Source organism: Nocardia sp. NPDC060259 (genome assembly GCF_042728775.1).
GTDB lineage: Bacteria > Actinomycetota > Actinomycetes > Mycobacteriales > Mycobacteriaceae > Nocardia.
In genome coordinates this window covers 20293-35604 of sequence record NZ_JBHXAY010000024.1, presented here as the reverse complement: position 1 = coordinate 35604, position 15312 = coordinate 20293, and the positions used below count along the sequence as shown (strand labels likewise).

Sequence of the window (15312 nt, the reverse complement as noted above, 5' to 3'; positions counted from 1 at the left end):
TTCATCGGTCGCTGGTGTAGGTCGGGTCGAAGTCGCGCGGCGCACCGCGGCGGCTCAGCAATCGGTCGAACCACTCACCGAGAACGACGCCCGCCGCCAGCGCGCAGCCCACACCGAACGCGCCGAGAATCTGCCCGAAACCGAGCAGCGTTTCGTCCTCGAGCAGGGCGTACAGCCCGCGATACACCTTCAGGCCCGGCAGCAGCGGCGTGATGCCGGCGACCGCGACGACCAGCGGCGGCGTCAGCGCCCGGCGCGCCATCAGACCACCGGCCAGACCGACCAGGGTGGCCGCCATACCGGAGGCGACGACCGGTCCGAACCCGATGTCCTGCGTGCCGAGGAAGGCCATGGTGCCCGCCGCACCGCTGAGCCCGGCCGCGAACAGGGCACGACGCTCGGCATAGCAGGCCAACGCGAAGGCGATCGCCGCCACCGCACCGGCGCTCAGCTTGATCGCCAGAAATTCGGTGTCCTGGCCCGCGCCGGCCGCGATCTCCGGCACCGCGATCCCCAGCATCGTCGAAATCCGCAGCGCCAGACCGATACCAGCGACGATGCCGCCGGTCATCATCACCACCTCGAGCATGCGGGCCGCCGCGGTGATCGGCGCGCCGGTGATGGCGTCCTGCACCGAACCGACCAGCTGCTGCCCACTGAGCAGCACGGTGATGCCCGCCGCGACGATCAGCGCGGCGTCGGCTCGCCAGTGATCACTGAACGCGGCCAGCGCGATGGCGGGCGCGGCGGCGATGACACCACCGATCATGTGCTGGAAGAAGATCGGCAGGCCGAGTTGATGCAGCGCCCGGTTGACCACATCGATCAGCGCGGTCGTCGCGAAGCTGATGGCGGCGAGCAGAACGCCGCCGCCGAGCAGCACCGCGATCGCGGCCGCCAGCAGCGACCAGCCCGCCGTGGACACCCATCGTGGATACGGGTGCCGCGACGAGACGATCTCGTCGAGCGCCGCGTGCGCCTGGTCGACTGGCACGACCTGGCTGCGGATCCGGCGGGTCAGGCGGTCGACCGCGGCCAGCCGGGTGAAGTCGAGCGAGCGGTACTTCACGATCCGCATATCGCTGGCAGGCGGTAGCCGGGGACCGCGGTCGGCCCAGATGCGGATCGCGTCGAAGGTGACGTCGATATCGCATTTGTCCAAGCCGTAGGTGGAGGCGATGAAGCGCACCTGCGCCGAGGTGTCCACGACACCGGTACCCGCCGACAGCACCACCTCACCCACCCGCACCGCCAGGTCGAGCACCTGCGACACCTCGGCGTCGTCGGTGAGATCGATCGGCTGCAGCGGGGTCGGCGCTGCGGTGATGTTGTCGGCGGTGGCGCGCTGCGAGGGCAGGACGAACGGCCTGCGCAACCGCCACCGCTGGCGCAGACCTGGGCGTTCGGTGATCGTGCCGCCGTCGCCTTCCGCCGCTGGGTCCGCACTCATACCATCGACGGTAACGGCGTTCGCGGCACGTTCGTCATCTCGCAACGAGTTCGTCAACGTGTCGCGTTGTCACGGCGCGGTCAGCTCAGATGTCCTCGATCAGGCCGGTGCTGTAGGCCGTGGCCGCCAGGTGCTGCAGGCAGCGCGGACCACACCCGTCGTGCTGAGTCAGCACGAAACGGGCCTGCTGGAGCGAAGAGATGGGAGAATCGGCCACGCAGTCGGCATGTGCGCCGCGCCAGTGGTCTTCGCGACCCCTGGCGGCGGCACGCGATGACGGCGGGTCTGGTGCGGATGTGTCCAGCAGGGTGTGACGGTAGGGGCCGGCGATGGAGGCGATGACTGTATGAACACCGGGACGGGGAAGGTGATCCAGGAGCGGCGGCGGTTGCTCGGGCTGTCGCAGCCCGCGCTCGCCACCGCGATCGGGGTGAGCTCGCGGCAGATCACCCGGTACGAATCCGAGGAACAGTCGCCGACGCTGCCCGTCGCGATCCGGCTGGCCGATGCGCTGCAGATCTCGCTCGCCGAATTGGCAGGCATCGTCGACAACCGGATCGACCTGGCGGGCCGGTGGTGGGCAGCCTGGCAGAAAGCGGCGAACCACGGCGACGAGGTCGAGGTAACGCCGGTGACCATCCGGCACGAGGGCGACCACCTGCTGATCGACTCGGCCGCCGAAACGCCTGCGGCGCAGGACGACCCGGCCACGCAGATGCGGGGCGAGATGCGGGTGTGGGACGGTGACGCGCTCACCGGCTGGGTTCGCGGCATGGACGTCGGGTGGCCGATCGGCACCATCTACTACTCGCTGCATCCCCAGGGCGCTCATGCCGTCGGCTCGTGGACGACGAAGTCCCGCGCGGACGGTGTCGTCCGCGGCTGGAGCGCCCTGGCCAGGGAGAAGTCCGACGCCGAGAAGCTCCTGTCGGAACTGGTCCGCACCGACGGCACGGTGGAGTCGTGGCCGGGGAGTTCGCGCTCGGACTGAAGCCGTCGCCGGATGTCGTGCACGCTCGGCCGTCCGTGGTCCGCGGGCGGCAGGAGTAGCAGGTAGCGGGTCAGCGCTCCGAATACGAACAGTCCCACAGCGATCCACAGGTAGATGTCCATCTGTCCCCTCCGAACCAGTCGGTGCTGCACGGGTGACGCGGTATGGTGGCGTCGAAGCCACCGCAGCAAAGTATGGTCGCCGTCAAGACCTTTTGGACAGCAAAAAGCGTCTACAAACGTCTACAGTTCTCTACGATGGGTCCATGTCCAGTCGGGGCGAGCAGGGGAACGGCGAGACCACCGTCGTCGGGGCACGGTTGCGACAACTCCGCGAAGAGGCCGGCCTATCCCTGGCCGCACTGGCGACCCGCGTCCCCTACTCCCGGGCGGCGCTCGGTCACTACGAAACCGGAACGCGCGCAGTGCCGTCCGAGGTGATCGACTGGTACGAACGGGTGCACGCGCAATCGGCGCCCGCCCTCCCCGCGACCCGTCGACGCGACCCACGCGCCGCCGACGCCGCCCTCGCCGACGCGATCGCCGCCGAACTCGGCGCCACCCGCCCGCTCATCGAGATCGGCAGGCCACACCAGACCGGCACCGGCTACTTCTGCCCGTTCCGCATCGACGGCCTGATCGAAGGCGAGGCAACGGGCACCGATCCCGCGACCGCACTGCATTCGGCCCTGCGCGCCATCGGCATCGAATTGCGCCGCACACGCGACTAATGTGCCGCGACGACCGCGGCCAGCGACTCGCCGAGCAGGGTCAGATAGCGATCCGGATCGGCCAGGAGCTCGGCATCGAAATGTACTGACAGCGTGATGGTTTCGCCGATGCCGTGGACCCCGTGGGTGAGGTGCATGACGGTACCGATGGCGGGGAAACCACCGGTGAACAGGACGGGAGCGCCCGCGAAGGCGAGATCGGCCGCGCCGCGGTAGACGCTGGAGACCACGGTGTTGCCGTCGAGGGCGTCCGGGACGCTGTTCAGGTCGGCGCGCGCTACGTCACGTGCGGCCAGCATCGCCGGGACCGTCTCGCCGACCCGGTCCTGTACGGCGAGCAGTGGATTCAGTGCGCGCTCGCGGCGGGTGGCGAGGTCGGCGGCGATCAGGTCAGCGCGGACGGCGAGGTCGGGTTCGCCGATGTGCAGGTCGATGGACAGGCCGCGGTAGTTGTTGCGCGCCGTGCCCGACGCCGGCACCGCCATCGGCAGGGCGGTTCCGAGACGTTCGGGCCGGTCACCGTGTTCGGCGAGGTACGCCGACAGCGCTTGCGATATGGCTGTCAGGGCAACGACTGTGACGGTTCGGCCGGGCACCCGCACAGCCGCGGCGTCGACGACCAGTAGCCGCACCCGGTGATCGAGCGCGGCTACCGGCCTCGCCGGGTTGACCCGGCACGGCGCGAACCCGATTGTGGCCGCTGGCACCTCGCCCGCGGCCGTACGCTCCGCCAATTCCCGCTGCGCCTGGTAGGCGGCGTAGCCGCGCCGGACCGTGGTGACCAGTTGCCGGGGAAAGCGCAGCACGCCAGACACTCTCGAACCGGCCGCCCATGCACAGATCTGTCCACAGTAATCCACAGGCTGTGCAGGAGTTTTCACAGGTCCGACCGGGCGATTTGCCGAGTTATCCACAGGTTCACCGGGAGAGCTGGGGACAACTTCACCGGCCGCCGCCTGCGCGAAGAGTGATCGCGCGACGGCGGCGGCGCGGGTGCCGTCGGCCAGGGCGTGCGAGAGCTGCAGCACCACGACCAGCGCGGGCCCGGCCGCGACCGGCGCATCACGCACGGCACGGAAAACATGGACGCGCCAAGGGAATTCGGTAGCGTCAAGGCCGGTGCCCAGAAGTTCGCCGAGGCGGTCGAGCAGGAAAGGCCAGCGCAGACCGTCCGGCCGATGGGTCACGAATTGCTGGGACGTGAATTCGGCGGGCTCCCACCGGGGATAGTCGAGATTGCCCGGTATCTCCCGCAGCCGGATCCGCAGATCCGGAATGGACGCGGCGCGCGCGGCGACGAAAGCGCCGAGTTCGGCTGTGGTGGCGTCGGTTTCGGCGAAGCAGTAGAGCAGAAACACATCATTGACGGTCCGCCGCGACAGCCAGAACATCGTCGCGTCACGTGGCGCCATCGTGGTCATCCGGCCACGATAGGCCACCACAGAGAAGGCCCCGAGTCCTACCGACCCGGGGCCCGTGCTGCCTTCTCGAGGCGCATGGCGCGGATCAGCCGCGCGCGAACTCTCCCGAGGTGACGTCGGCTAGGAACGCTCGCCACTCTCCCGGTCCGAAGGCCAGCACGGGACCGCGACCGCGATCCTTGGTGTCGCGGACCGCGACATCGCCGCCGGCGAGAAAGGCCACTTCCACGCAGTTCCCATCGGGTCCGCTGTAGGTGCTCTTCCGCCACACAGCGTCCGTCACATCAACCTCCACGGCACTTACTCCTTTGCATGATCGAGAACGGGATTACTCCAGGAATCGTTGCAACATTCCGATATCCGGCGCGACCGACGAGTTACTTCGTGGCACACAGGGCACTGCCACACGGCGCGCGCAACCGATCGGCACGAACCAGCGCATCGAGGCGTTTCTGCCTCCGGGGGCTGCCCCCGCGGAAGAAACACTAGCAGGTCTTCCGCAAGTTTGCGGATGAGAATTTGCTTTCTCATATGGGTTTGCCAAGCTTGCGAAGCTTCACGTTTGCGGGAGCATTGCCGGACCGTCATACCCATTCCGTATCCGGCTGACACATCAACTATTACTTCCATGTGATTAGTCCGTGATACGTCAATTTCTCAGCAGCTCCACCAGTCCCGTGCGCACCATCGGCGGCAGGCGTGGATCATGGGGGAATGATCTCCCGTGACCGCGATGCCGCAGGTCGTGCCCGTAACGACCGCCCCAGGGACCGGCTCGGCAGGCCGCTGCCACCCGGCAGTGCCGGAGTCGCCCGAATTCCGGACGACCTCGAGCTCGGGCCCCAGCAAACTCTCACCTTCGCTCAGCAACTGCTGGACGACGGTTTGGCATTCAATGCCCACGAGGTATTGGAGGCGGCGTGGAAGAACGGACCGGTAGCCGAGCGGATGCTCTGGCAGGGCCTCGCGCAGTACGCCGTCGGCATCACCCACATCCAGCGTGGAAACGCCAAGGGCGCGGGTACTCTCCTGCGCCGCGCGAGCGAGCGGCTCGGCTCCTACCCGGCGAATGCCCAGCAGCACGAGGTGGACCGTGCCGGGCTGATCGCCCACGCGGCCGAGCTGCTCGCCGCGCTCGACGCGGGGACCGCCATCCCCGAACAGGAGCTGCGACCGCGGCTGTGTCACGAGCGCGCCTGATCGGCGCAGCGGTCCCAGCCCTAGGCAGACCGGCGCACGGCCGGAGCGGAGGTGGAGGTACGCCTAAGCTTGCTTGGTGCCAACCAGCCTTTCCACCGGCGCAGGCCGGTACGCCCCGAGCCCGTCGGGTGAACTACACCTGGGCAATCTGCGCACCGCGATCCTGGCCTGGCTGTTCGCCCGCACCACCGGACGCGCGTTCCTGCTCCGCGTCGACGATCTCGACCGGGTCCGACCCGGCGCCGCCGAACGCCAGCTCGACGATCTCGCCGCCATCGGCATCGACTGGGACGGCCCCGTGGTGCGCCAGTCCGAGCGGCTGCCGATCTACGACGCGGCGATCGCCGAACTCACCGCGGCGGGACGCACCTATGAATGTTTCTGCACCAGGCGCGAAATCCAGAAGGCCGCCTCGGCGCCGCACGGGCCGATGGGTGCCTACCCTGGCACCTGCCGTCACCTCAGCGGCGCGCAACGCGCGGCCCGGCGCGCCGAAGGACGGCCCGCCGCACTGCGATTGCGCGCCGACGTCGACGATTTCGAGATCACCGATCTGCTGCACGGCCGATATCACGGCGCCGTCGACGATTTGGTGCTGCGCCGCGGCGACGGTATCCCCGCCTACAACCTGGCTGTCGTCTTCGACGATGCGGCCCAAGGCGTCGACCAGGTGGTCCGCGGCGACGACCTGCTGCCGTCGACACCGCGCCAGGCCTATCTCGCCGAGCTGCTCGGTCTGGCCGCGCCCACCTACGCGCACGTGCCGCTGGTGCTCAATCAGGAGGGCAAGCGGCTGGCCAAACGCGACGGCGCCGTGAGCCTTTCGGACCAACGCGCGCTGGGCAACACGCCCGAGGACGTGGTGGCGGCGATCGCGGATTCACTCGGCTACACCGCACGGACAACAGCAGAGCTCCGCGAAGTTTTTAACGCAAGGCGCGTACCGAAAAAACCATGGATACTCGAGTCCATCGGGTTGTTCCGACCAGAGGGATGTCCGTAACGTACGCAGCGACCGATCTACTGATCACGACGAGGACGAATTATGACCAGCGGTGGTTACGACCCCAACCAGTACCCGCAGGGCGGTCAGCCCGGCGGCTACGGCCAGGACCCTTACGGCCAGCAGCAGCCGGGTTACGGCCAGCAGCCGGGATACGGGCAGCAGCAGCCCTATGGGCAGCCCCAGCCCGGCTACAACCAGGACCCGTACGGCCAGCAGCAGCCCGCCTACCCGCAGGGCCAGTACGGCCAGCAGCCCGGCTACGGCCAGGATCCGTACGGCCAGCAGGCTTATGGCGGCACGCAGGCCGCCGACCTCGGCGTCCGGATCGGCGCGCGCATCATCGACAACCTGATCATCGGCATCCCCCTGTCGATCGTGCTCGGGCTCGTCGTCGGTGGCGGCACGGGTGGCCAGATCATCACCTCCGCGATCCTGTCGCTGGCGGTGTACGGCTACTTCGTCGGCATGGAGGTCAGCCAGGGCACGACGCTGGGCAAGAAGATGCTCGGCCTGCGCGTGGTCGCGCCCGGTGGTGCGCCGAAGCTGACCCCCGAGCAGTCCCTCAAGCGCAACCTGTTCACCGGTGCCAGCGCGATCCCCTGCATCGGTTCGCTGATCGGGCTCGGCCTGACCATCTACATCATGGTCACCATCTCGCAGGACCCGAACAAGCAGGGCTGGCACGACAAGTTCGCCGGCGGCACGCAGGTCGTCAAGGGCTGATCTTCAGCTGACGAAAACGTCAGGGGCGCTTCCGAGTACGGAAGCGCCCCTGTTCGTTTGCCGGATCAGTATGTGGACGTCGACGAATCGAAAGCGCCCGACATGCCCAAGATGAACACGAACACGAAGTAGAGAATGCCGAGCACGATCGTGATCGCGCCGATCCAGATGCCTGCCAGCGCCATGCCACGGCCTTCACCGCCGCGCTCCTTGATCTGGTTGAGCGCCATGATGCCGAGCACGATGCCGACGATCGAACCGATGCAGGTGCACAACCCGACCAGCGAGGAGACCAGCGCGCCGATCGCCAGGCCGTTGGTGCCCTGCGGCGGCGGGAATCCGCCGTACGGCTGGTATCCGCCCCCGGCCGGGTAGGCGCCCCCGTAGGCCGGCGGCTGCTGCGGCTGCGGGTACTGCGGCGCGGAGGGCTGCTGGTAGTTGGGGTACTGCGGCTGCGACGGCTGCTGCGGGTACTGCGGCGCCGAACCCGGCTGGGCGGGCTGCTGCGGATACTGCGGCGTAGACGGGTAGTTCGAAGGCTGCGACGGCTGCTGCTGCGGGTACTGCGGCACCGAACCCGGCGCGCCGGACTCCGGCGACACGCCGGAGCCGCCGTACTGCTTCCACCATTCGTCGGAATCGCCGGGATTCGTCATTGGTACAGCCTATTCCACAACCCGCGCCCGTGAGGCACCCCGACCTTGGTTGGATAGGAGCCGTGACTGATGCAAACACGCTCGACCAACCTGCCGAATCTGGGCGCCCCGCGCCGGACCACGCGGCGTTCGCCCAGGTTGCGCGGGGGTTCTACCCGGTAATTGTCGCCCTGTTCACGGCGACGCTGATCATCTCCAACATCTGCGCCACCAAGGGCGTCGAGTTCTTCGCCGACAAGTCGGTGATGCTCGGCCCGCTACAGATCCTGCCGATCGCGACCGACGGCGCCTTCTTCCTCTTCCCGCTCGCCTACATCCTCGGTGACGTGCTCAGCGAGGTGTACGGCTTCCGTGCCACCCGCCACGCCATCTACACCGGTTTCGCCGCGCTGCTGCTGACCGTCGGCGCCTTCGCGATCGCGATCCGGCTCCCCGCCGCGGGCTTCTACGAGAACCAGGAGGCGTTCCGCACGGTCATCGGCACCACGCCGCAGCTGGTGCTCGCTGGCCTGGCCGGCTACTTCGTCGGGCAGTTGCTGAACTCGGCCACCCTGGTGCTGATCAAGGAACGCACCAAGGAGAAGCACCTGTGGGCCCGGTTGCTCGGGTCCACCGTGGTCGGCGAGTTCGCCGACACGCTGATCTTCTGCTCGATCGCCGCCACCGCCATCGGTATCGACAGCTGGCAGTCGTTCGTCAACTACGTGATCGTCGGCTTCCTGTGGAAGACGCTGGTCGAGATCATCGTCATGCCGATCACCTACCGCGTGATCGCGTTCCTCAAGAAGACCGAACCGACCTACGCCCCGGCGAAGGTCGACGCATTGCACGATTGAGTTCCGCAGTGGGCGGCGGGCCGGATTCCGGTCCGCCGCTTCGCGTATCTAGGCGCCCGGGGCCTTGACCCGGCCCTTCCACTGACCAAGGAACTCGGCCTTGAATTCGTCGAAGTAGCCGCCATCGATGCTCTCGCGGATCCGGTCGACCAGCCGCACGGTGAACCGCTCGTTGTGGATCGTGCAGAGGGTGGCCGAGAGCATCTCCTTGGCCTTGAACAGGTGATGCAGGTACGCGCGGGTGTAGTGCGCGCAGGTATAGCAGTCGCAGTTCTCGTCGATGGGGGTGAAATCGCGGCGGAAGCGGCTGGTGTTGATGTTGAACCGGCCCTCGTCGACGTAGATCGCCGCATTGCGCGCCACCCGGGACGGGTTGACGCAGTCGAAGGTGTCGGCGCCGTTCTCGATGGCGACGAACATGTCCTCGGGTTCGCTGATGCCGAGCATGTGGCGCGGCTTGTGCTCGGGCAGTTCGTCACAGCACCAGCCGACGATGGCGCCGAGGTTGTGCTTCTCCAGCGCGCCGCCGATGCCGTAGCCGTCGAATTCCGTTCCGCCGGAACCGCGGATCTCCTCGAGCTCGCGACAAGCCTTGCGCCGCAGGTCCTCGTACTGCGCGCCCTGGATCACCGCGAACAGCGCCTGGTAGGGCCGGTGGCCGCGGTCACCGGTGAGCTTTTCGTGTTCATCGATGCAGCGCTGCGCCCATTCGTGCGTGCGCTGGAGCGATTTCTCCTGGTAGCCACGGGTATTCAGCAGCGTGGTCAGCTCGTCGAAGGCGAACATGATGTCGGCGCCGAGCTGATGCTGGATGCCCATCGACACCTCGGGCGTGAAGCGATGCTTCGAACCGTCCAGGTGCGAGCGGAAGGTGACGCCGTCGTCGTCGACGGTGGCAAGGCGTTCCTTGCCCTCGGCGATCACCTCGTCGGAGCGGATGTCGACGGCCTCCATGGCCAGGACCTTCTTGAATCCGACGCCGAGCGACATCACCTGGAAGCCGCCGCTGTCGGTGAAGGTGGGGCCGGACCAGTTCATGAACTTGCCGAGGCCACCGGCGTCGTCGACGATGTCGGCGCCCGGCTGCAGGTACAGGTGGTAGGCGTTGGCCAGCAGCGCCTGGGCGCCGAGGTCCTTCATCGTCTCCGGTAGCACCGCCTTCACCGACGCCTTGGTGCCGACCGGGATGAAGGCGGGCGTGGCGATCTCCCCGTGCGGGGTACCGATGACGCCGGTACGGCCGTGCCGCCCGCCGTCGAGACGGGTGCCTACGGTGAAGGAGAACTCGCTGGGATCGGCCACCCGCCCATCGTGCCAGGGCTGCCCGGCGTGGCACCGGACACCCTGTTCCTACAGCTCCGCCGCCGCGAACTGCGCGTTGTAGAGGCGGAAGTACGCGCCCCGTTCCTCGAGCAGCCGCTCGTGCGTGCCGTGTTCGACGATGCGGCCCTTCTCCATCACCACGATCAGGTCGGCGTCGCGGATGGTGGAGAGGCGGTGGGCGATCACGAAGCTGGTGCGGTCGCGGCGCAGGGCCGCGGTCGCGTGCTGGACCAGCAGTTCGGTGCGGGTGTCGACCGAGCTGGTCGCCTCGTCCAGGATCAGGATCGACGGCTTGGCCAGGAACGCGCGGGCGATGGTGATCAGCTGCTTCTCCCCCGCGCTGACTCCGCCGCCCTCCTCGTCGATCACCGTGTCGTAGCCGTGCGGCAGCGAGTGCACGAACCGGTCGACGTAGGCGGCGCGGGCCGCGGCGAGGATGTCGTGTTCGGAGGCGTTGGGATTGCCGTAGGCGATGTTCTCCCTGATCGTGCCCTTGAACAGCCAGGTGTCCTGCAGCACCATGCCGATCCGGGACCGGAGGTGGTCGCGGGTGATGGTGGTGACGTCGACGTCGTCGATCGCGATGGTGCCCGCGTCGAGTTCGTAGAAGCGCATCAGCAGGTTGACCAGCGTGGTCTTGCCCGCCCCGGTCGGGCCGACGATGGCGACCACGTGCCCTGGATCGGCGACCAGCGACAGCCGCTCGATGACCGGCACCCCGGGCTCGTAACCGAACGACACCGCCTCGAACTCGACCCGGCCGCGATCGACCGGACGCGGGTTCTCCACCAGTGGGTCGGGGCTCTGCTCCTCGGCGTCGAGGATCTCGAAGATCCGCTCGGCCGAGGCGACGCCGGACTGCAGCAGGTTGGCCATCGCGCCGATCTGGGTGAGCGGCTGGCTGAACTGGCGCGAGTACTGGATGAAGGCCTGCACCTCACCGAGCGACAGGTTGCCCGTCGCCACTCGCAGGCCGCCGACCAGCGCGATGAACACGAAGTTCACGTTCCCGAGGAACATGATGGCCGGCATGATCAGGCCGGAGATGAACTGTGCCTTGAAGCTCGCGTCGTAGAGCTTCTGGTTGCGCTCGTCGAACTCCTTGCCGACCTCGCGGCCGCGGCCGAACGCGGTGATGATCTCGTGGCCGGTGTAGGCCTCCTCGACCGAGGCGTTCACCGCGCCGGTGTATTTCCACTGGTCGACGAAGTGCGGCTTGGATCGCTTGGCGATCTGCGCGGTGACCACGATCGCTGCGGGCACGGTGAGCAGGGCGATCAGCGCGAGCAGCGGGGAGATCCAGAACATCATGATCAGGATGCCGATCACGGTGAACAGCGAGACCAGCAGCTGGCTCATCGTCTGCTGCAGGCTCTGCGAGACATTGTCGACGTCGTTGGTGACGCGGCTGAGCACGTCACCGCGCGGCGAGGTGTCGAAGTAGCGCAGCGGCAGGCGGTGCAGTTTGTTCTCCACCTCGTCGCGCAGCCGCTTCACCGTCCGGTTGATGACGATGTTGAGCAGGTAGCCCTGTAGCCAGCCGAACACCGAGGCCGCCACGTACAGCGCGAGCACGATCATCAGCACCCGGGCGACGGCGTCGAAATCGATGCCGGTACCGGGGATGACGTTTATCGCCGAGAGCATGTCGGCCCGGGTGTTCTCGCCCCGGTCGCGCAGCATCTCGATGGTCTGTTCCTTGGTGAACCGCGGATCGAGTTGCTTGCCGACGAAGCCGTCGAAGACCAGATTGGTTGCCTTGCCGAGCAGGTAGGGGCCCAGCGTGTTGAGCACCACCGAGGTGATCACCAGGCCGATGATCGTGCCGACGGCGCCGCGTTCCGGCGCGAGCCTGCGCAGCAGGCGCTTCAGCGACGGGCCGAACGATTTGGCCTTCGTGCCCGGGGCGCCGGGTACGGGTCCGCCTGGCCTCATCGAGCCTCCTCCACACTCAGCTGGGACTCGACGATCTCGCGGTACTCGGGGCACCGCTGCATCAGGTGTTCATGGGTGCCTATGCCTGCCATCGCGCCGTCCTCGAGGACGACGATCTGGTCGGCGTCGCGAATGGTCGCGATCCGCTGGGCGACGATGATCACCGACGCGTCGGCGGTCTCGGGCTTCAGCGCGGCGCGCAGCCTGGCGTCGGTGGCGACGTCGAGCGCGGAGAAGGAATCGTCGAACAGGTAGACGCGCGGCTTGCGCACCAGCGCCCGGGCGATGCACAGGCGCTGTCGCTGGCCACCGGAGACCGTGGTGCCGCCCTGGGCGACCGGCGTCTCGAGCCCCTGCGGCATCTCGCGTACGAAATCGGCCGCCTGGGCGACCTCGAGCGCGTGCCAGAGTTCGTCGTCGGTGGCGCCGGGATGGCCGTAGCGCAGGTTGCTCGCGATGGTGCCGGAGAACAGGTACGCCTTCTGCGGCACCAATCCGATCCCGCCGCGCAGGCTTTCGAGGTCGAGGTGGCGAACATCGGTGCCACCGACGTAGACCGCGCCGTCGGTGACGTCGATCAGTCGCGGGATCAGGTTGATCAGGGTGGTCTTGCCCGAGCCGGTGGAGCCGACGATCGCGGTGGTGGTGCCGGGAGCAACCTGGAAGCGGATGCCGCGCAGCACCGGCTTCTCCGCGCCGGGGAAGGCGAATTCGGCGAACCGCAGGTCGACCGTGGCCGGGTCACCGGCGAAGGGCTGCGGCAGCCGCGGCGGGCGGACCGAGGACTCGGTCTCGAGCACCGCGCCGATCCGGTCGGCCGAGACGGCGGCGCGCGGCGCCATCATGGCCAGGAACGAGGCCATCATGACGGCCATCAGGATCTGCATGATGTAGGACAGCAGCGCGGTGAGCGAGCCGATCTGCATGGTGCCGTTGTCGACATGGTGGCCGCCGAACCAGATCACCGCGACGGCGGTGAGGTTGCTGATCAGCATGACCGTCGGGAACATCAGCGCCATCAGCTTGCCCACGCGCAACGAGGCGTCGGTGAGCGCGGTGTTGGCCATCCCGAAGCGCCAGATCTCCTGCCGTTCCCGCACGAACGCCCGCACCACGCGGATACCGGTGATCTGCTCGCGCAGCACCCGGTTCACATCGTCGATGCGCGCCTGCATCTGCCGGAAGCCGGGCACCATCCGCGCCACGATCGTGCCCATCGCCAGCGCCAGCGCGGGGACCGCGATGAGCAGCAGCCAGGACAGCCCGAGGTCTTCGCGCAGCGCCATGACGATGCCGCCGATGCACATGATCGGAGCCATCACCAGAATCGTCACCGACATGACGATGAGCAGCTGCACCTGCTGGATGTCGTTGGTCGAGCGGGTGATCAGCGACGGCGCGCCGAACATGCCGACCTCCCTGGCCGAGAATGTCTCGACCCTGTGCAGCACGCCACCGCGCATGTCCCTGCCCGCGCCCATGGCCGCCTGCGCACCGAAGTACACCGACGCCGAGGACGCCACGATCTGCACACAGCTGACCGCGAGCATCCACAGGCCGGTGGTCCAGATGTAGCCGATATCACCCTGGGTGACACCGTTGTCGATCAGGTCGGCATTGAGGCTTGGCAGGTAGAGCATCGCGATGACCGAGATCAGCTGGAGGGCGATAACCCCCGCCAGCTGGGCGCGGTACGGGGCCAGATAGGTCCGCAGCAGGGTGATCAACATGATGATCGCAGGCTACCGCGTGCGGGTAATCGGTGACGCGATGTTTTCACAGGGCTGTGGATAAGTTCCCGGCCTGTGGACAACTCACGGCGCGGCGGGTGTCCGCGGCTCGCGACGCGCCCACGCGCCCGGATCCGCGACGAGTTCACCGATGAAACCGGGCAGTCGGTCGGCCGCGATATCGGCGATCGAGACGTTCTCCAGCACGGCCCTGATATTGACCCGCAGCGCGATCCACACCTGCTGCAACGGTTCGGCGGCGCCGGGATAGCGCACGTCCTCGGGACGCTGTCCGCGCACCGAGGCCAGCGGCGACTCCACGGCCCGGATGACATCGGCCACCGAGATCTCCGGCGCGGGCCTGGCGAGGCGATAGCCACCGTCGGGTCCGCGCCTGCTCAACACGAGCTCGGCACGGCGCAGCTCGGACAGGACGGTCTCGAGCACCTTCGGTGGGATCTGCGCTGCGGCGGCGATGGCCTCGGCCTTGACGACTCCGTCGGCCGCGGCGAGCTCGAGCAACGTTCGCACCGCGTAATCGACCCTGGCGGTGATATGCACGTCTCGAACTTACGCGGTCCCGCACGCGGTCAGTACGCAGGTCGCCGCGTCGAGCAGGGTCTTCTCCACCACGGTGTCGGTAACGCCTGGCGCCAGTTCGGTCGACAGCAGTGCCACGCCGAGCACCTCTATCGCGGCGGCGGCGCGCAGCAGGGACTCCGTCGTCGGGTCGGGACCGGCCAGCCACAACCGCAGTTCCCTGGTGGGTTCCATCAGGTCGGGGTAGCGATCGGCGATCGCGTTGACGATCGCGGCGGTGTCGCGCACGCAGAGCGCGCCGGCGTCGCGGTGCCGGATCATCCCGCGCAGGTAGGTGCGCAGGACCGCGCGGATGCCCTCGTCGTTGTAAGGGACGGCGTCGATGTCTTCGACGATGTCGCGCATGTGGTCGATGATCGGGTCGATGATCGCGATGAGCAGATCGAGCTTGGACGGGTAGTGGTAGTAGAGCGAGGCCTTTGTGATTCCCACCATATCGGCGACCTCGCGCAGGCTCGCCTGCTCGAATCCCTTGGCCGCGAACAGCTCTACCGCGGCGTCGCGGATCGCCTCTTTGGTGCTTCTACCTGCGGTAACGGTATCGGCGACTTCTCGGGCAGCCATCGGCCAATCCTCCCATGATTCGGTGCGACCTCTGCGGCACCCCCAAAAATTGAGGTTGCCCCTCCACTTACCGTATCGGTATTCTACCTACCGCACGGTAGGCAGAAAACGACGATGTGGAGGCGGGTCCACAGGGGACGACCCGCG

Annotated in this window: 16 protein-coding genes; 6 read left to right on the top strand and 10 right to left on the bottom strand. The window is 67.6% G+C overall.

The features are described from left to right. Nucleotide 1: 1 nt before the first annotated feature. Nucleotides 2–1450: a threonine/serine exporter ThrE family protein gene (locus ACFWF2_RS12630; protein ID WP_379307471.1), complete on the bottom strand. Its 1449-nt coding sequence runs from the start codon at nucleotides 1448–1450 to the stop codon at nucleotides 2–4. A gap of 85 nt (nucleotides 1451–1535) precedes the next feature. Continuing rightward, on the bottom strand, nucleotides 1536–1667 hold the full coding sequence (locus tag ACFWF2_RS12625) for a hypothetical protein (protein WP_268241490.1): 132 nt from the start codon (nucleotides 1665–1667) through the stop codon (nucleotides 1536–1538). 129 nt (nucleotides 1668–1796) lie between these two features. Between ACFWF2_RS12625 and ACFWF2_RS12620 the strand changes: the two genes are divergently transcribed. Together ACFWF2_RS12620 and ACFWF2_RS12615 are read left to right on the top strand one after the other, a co-directional pair. Further along, on the top strand, nucleotides 1797–2441 hold the full coding sequence (locus ACFWF2_RS12620; protein WP_379307469.1) for a helix-turn-helix domain-containing protein: 645 nt from the start codon (nucleotides 1797–1799) through the stop codon (nucleotides 2439–2441). Between the two features lie 265 nt (nucleotides 2442–2706). After that, on the top strand, nucleotides 2707–3171 hold the full coding sequence (locus tag ACFWF2_RS12615; RefSeq protein WP_379307467.1) for a helix-turn-helix domain-containing protein: 465 nt from the start codon (nucleotides 2707–2709) through the stop codon (nucleotides 3169–3171). On the opposite strand, the gene ACFWF2_RS12610 is transcribed toward ACFWF2_RS12615, so the two are convergent. Both ACFWF2_RS12610 and ACFWF2_RS12605 read right to left on the bottom strand, forming a co-directional pair. Further along, on the bottom strand, nucleotides 3168–4592 hold the full coding sequence (locus tag ACFWF2_RS12610; protein WP_379307465.1) for a wax ester/triacylglycerol synthase domain-containing protein: 1425 nt from the start codon (nucleotides 4590–4592) through the stop codon (nucleotides 3168–3170). The two genes, ACFWF2_RS12615 and ACFWF2_RS12610, sit on opposite strands and share 4 nt — an antisense overlap. Nucleotides 4593–4677: 85 nt before the next feature. After that, on the bottom strand, nucleotides 4678–4875 hold the full coding sequence (locus tag ACFWF2_RS12605; RefSeq protein ID WP_379307463.1) for a DUF397 domain-containing protein: 198 nt from the start codon (nucleotides 4873–4875) through the stop codon (nucleotides 4678–4680). Between the two features lie 431 nt (nucleotides 4876–5306). Between ACFWF2_RS12605 and ACFWF2_RS12600 the strand changes: the two genes are divergently transcribed. From ACFWF2_RS12600 to ACFWF2_RS12590, 3 genes are all read left to right on the top strand, one after another. After that, the gene (locus ACFWF2_RS12600; protein WP_379307461.1) at nucleotides 5307–5792 is read left to right on the top strand and encodes a DUF309 domain-containing protein; all 486 of its coding nucleotides are present in this window, start codon (nucleotides 5307–5309) and stop codon (nucleotides 5790–5792) included. Between the two features lie 76 nt (nucleotides 5793–5868). Then, the gene (gene gluQRS / locus ACFWF2_RS12595) at nucleotides 5869–6795 is read left to right on the top strand and encodes a tRNA glutamyl-Q(34) synthetase GluQRS (RefSeq protein ID WP_379307459.1); all 927 of its coding nucleotides are present in this window, start codon (nucleotides 5869–5871) and stop codon (nucleotides 6793–6795) included. 42 nt (nucleotides 6796–6837) lie between these two features. After that, the gene (locus ACFWF2_RS12590) at nucleotides 6838–7521 is read left to right on the top strand and encodes an RDD family protein (protein WP_379307457.1); all 684 of its coding nucleotides are present in this window, start codon (nucleotides 6838–6840) and stop codon (nucleotides 7519–7521) included. Between the two features lie 65 nt (nucleotides 7522–7586). Here ACFWF2_RS12590 and ACFWF2_RS12585 read toward each other — a convergent pair whose 3' ends face one another. Continuing rightward, the gene (locus ACFWF2_RS12585) at nucleotides 7587–8177 is read right to left on the bottom strand and encodes a DUF4190 domain-containing protein (protein ID WP_379307455.1); all 591 of its coding nucleotides are present in this window, start codon (nucleotides 8175–8177) and stop codon (nucleotides 7587–7589) included. A gap of 62 nt (nucleotides 8178–8239) precedes the next feature. Between ACFWF2_RS12585 and ACFWF2_RS12580 the strand changes: the two genes are divergently transcribed. After that, on the top strand, nucleotides 8240–9013 hold the full coding sequence (locus tag ACFWF2_RS12580; protein ID WP_373291753.1) for a queuosine precursor transporter: 774 nt from the start codon (nucleotides 8240–8242) through the stop codon (nucleotides 9011–9013). Between the two features lie 48 nt (nucleotides 9014–9061). On the opposite strand, the gene tgt is transcribed toward ACFWF2_RS12580, so the two are convergent. From tgt to ACFWF2_RS12555, 5 genes are all read right to left on the bottom strand, one after another. After that, complete coding sequence (tgt, locus tag ACFWF2_RS12575) at nucleotides 9062–10315, bottom strand: tRNA guanosine(34) transglycosylase Tgt (protein ID WP_379307453.1); 1254 nt, start codon at nucleotides 10313–10315, stop codon at nucleotides 9062–9064. Between the two features lie 48 nt (nucleotides 10316–10363). After that, on the bottom strand, nucleotides 10364–12271 hold the full coding sequence (locus ACFWF2_RS12570) for an ABC transporter ATP-binding protein (RefSeq protein ID WP_379307451.1): 1908 nt from the start codon (nucleotides 12269–12271) through the stop codon (nucleotides 10364–10366). After that, complete coding sequence (locus ACFWF2_RS12565) at nucleotides 12268–14001, bottom strand: ABC transporter ATP-binding protein (protein ID WP_379307449.1); 1734 nt, start codon at nucleotides 13999–14001, stop codon at nucleotides 12268–12270. Before ACFWF2_RS12565 ends, ACFWF2_RS12570 begins: the two co-directional genes overlap by 4 nt. Nucleotides 14002–14085: 84 nt before the next feature. Beyond that, the gene (locus ACFWF2_RS12560) at nucleotides 14086–14562 is read right to left on the bottom strand and encodes an Rrf2 family transcriptional regulator (protein ID WP_189032238.1); all 477 of its coding nucleotides are present in this window, start codon (nucleotides 14560–14562) and stop codon (nucleotides 14086–14088) included. Between the two features lie 9 nt (nucleotides 14563–14571). Then, a complete protein-coding gene (locus tag ACFWF2_RS12555; RefSeq protein WP_379307446.1) occupies nucleotides 14572–15165 on the bottom strand; it encodes a TetR/AcrR family transcriptional regulator in 594 nt (197 codons plus the stop codon). Nucleotides 15166–15312 lie beyond the last annotated feature (147 nt).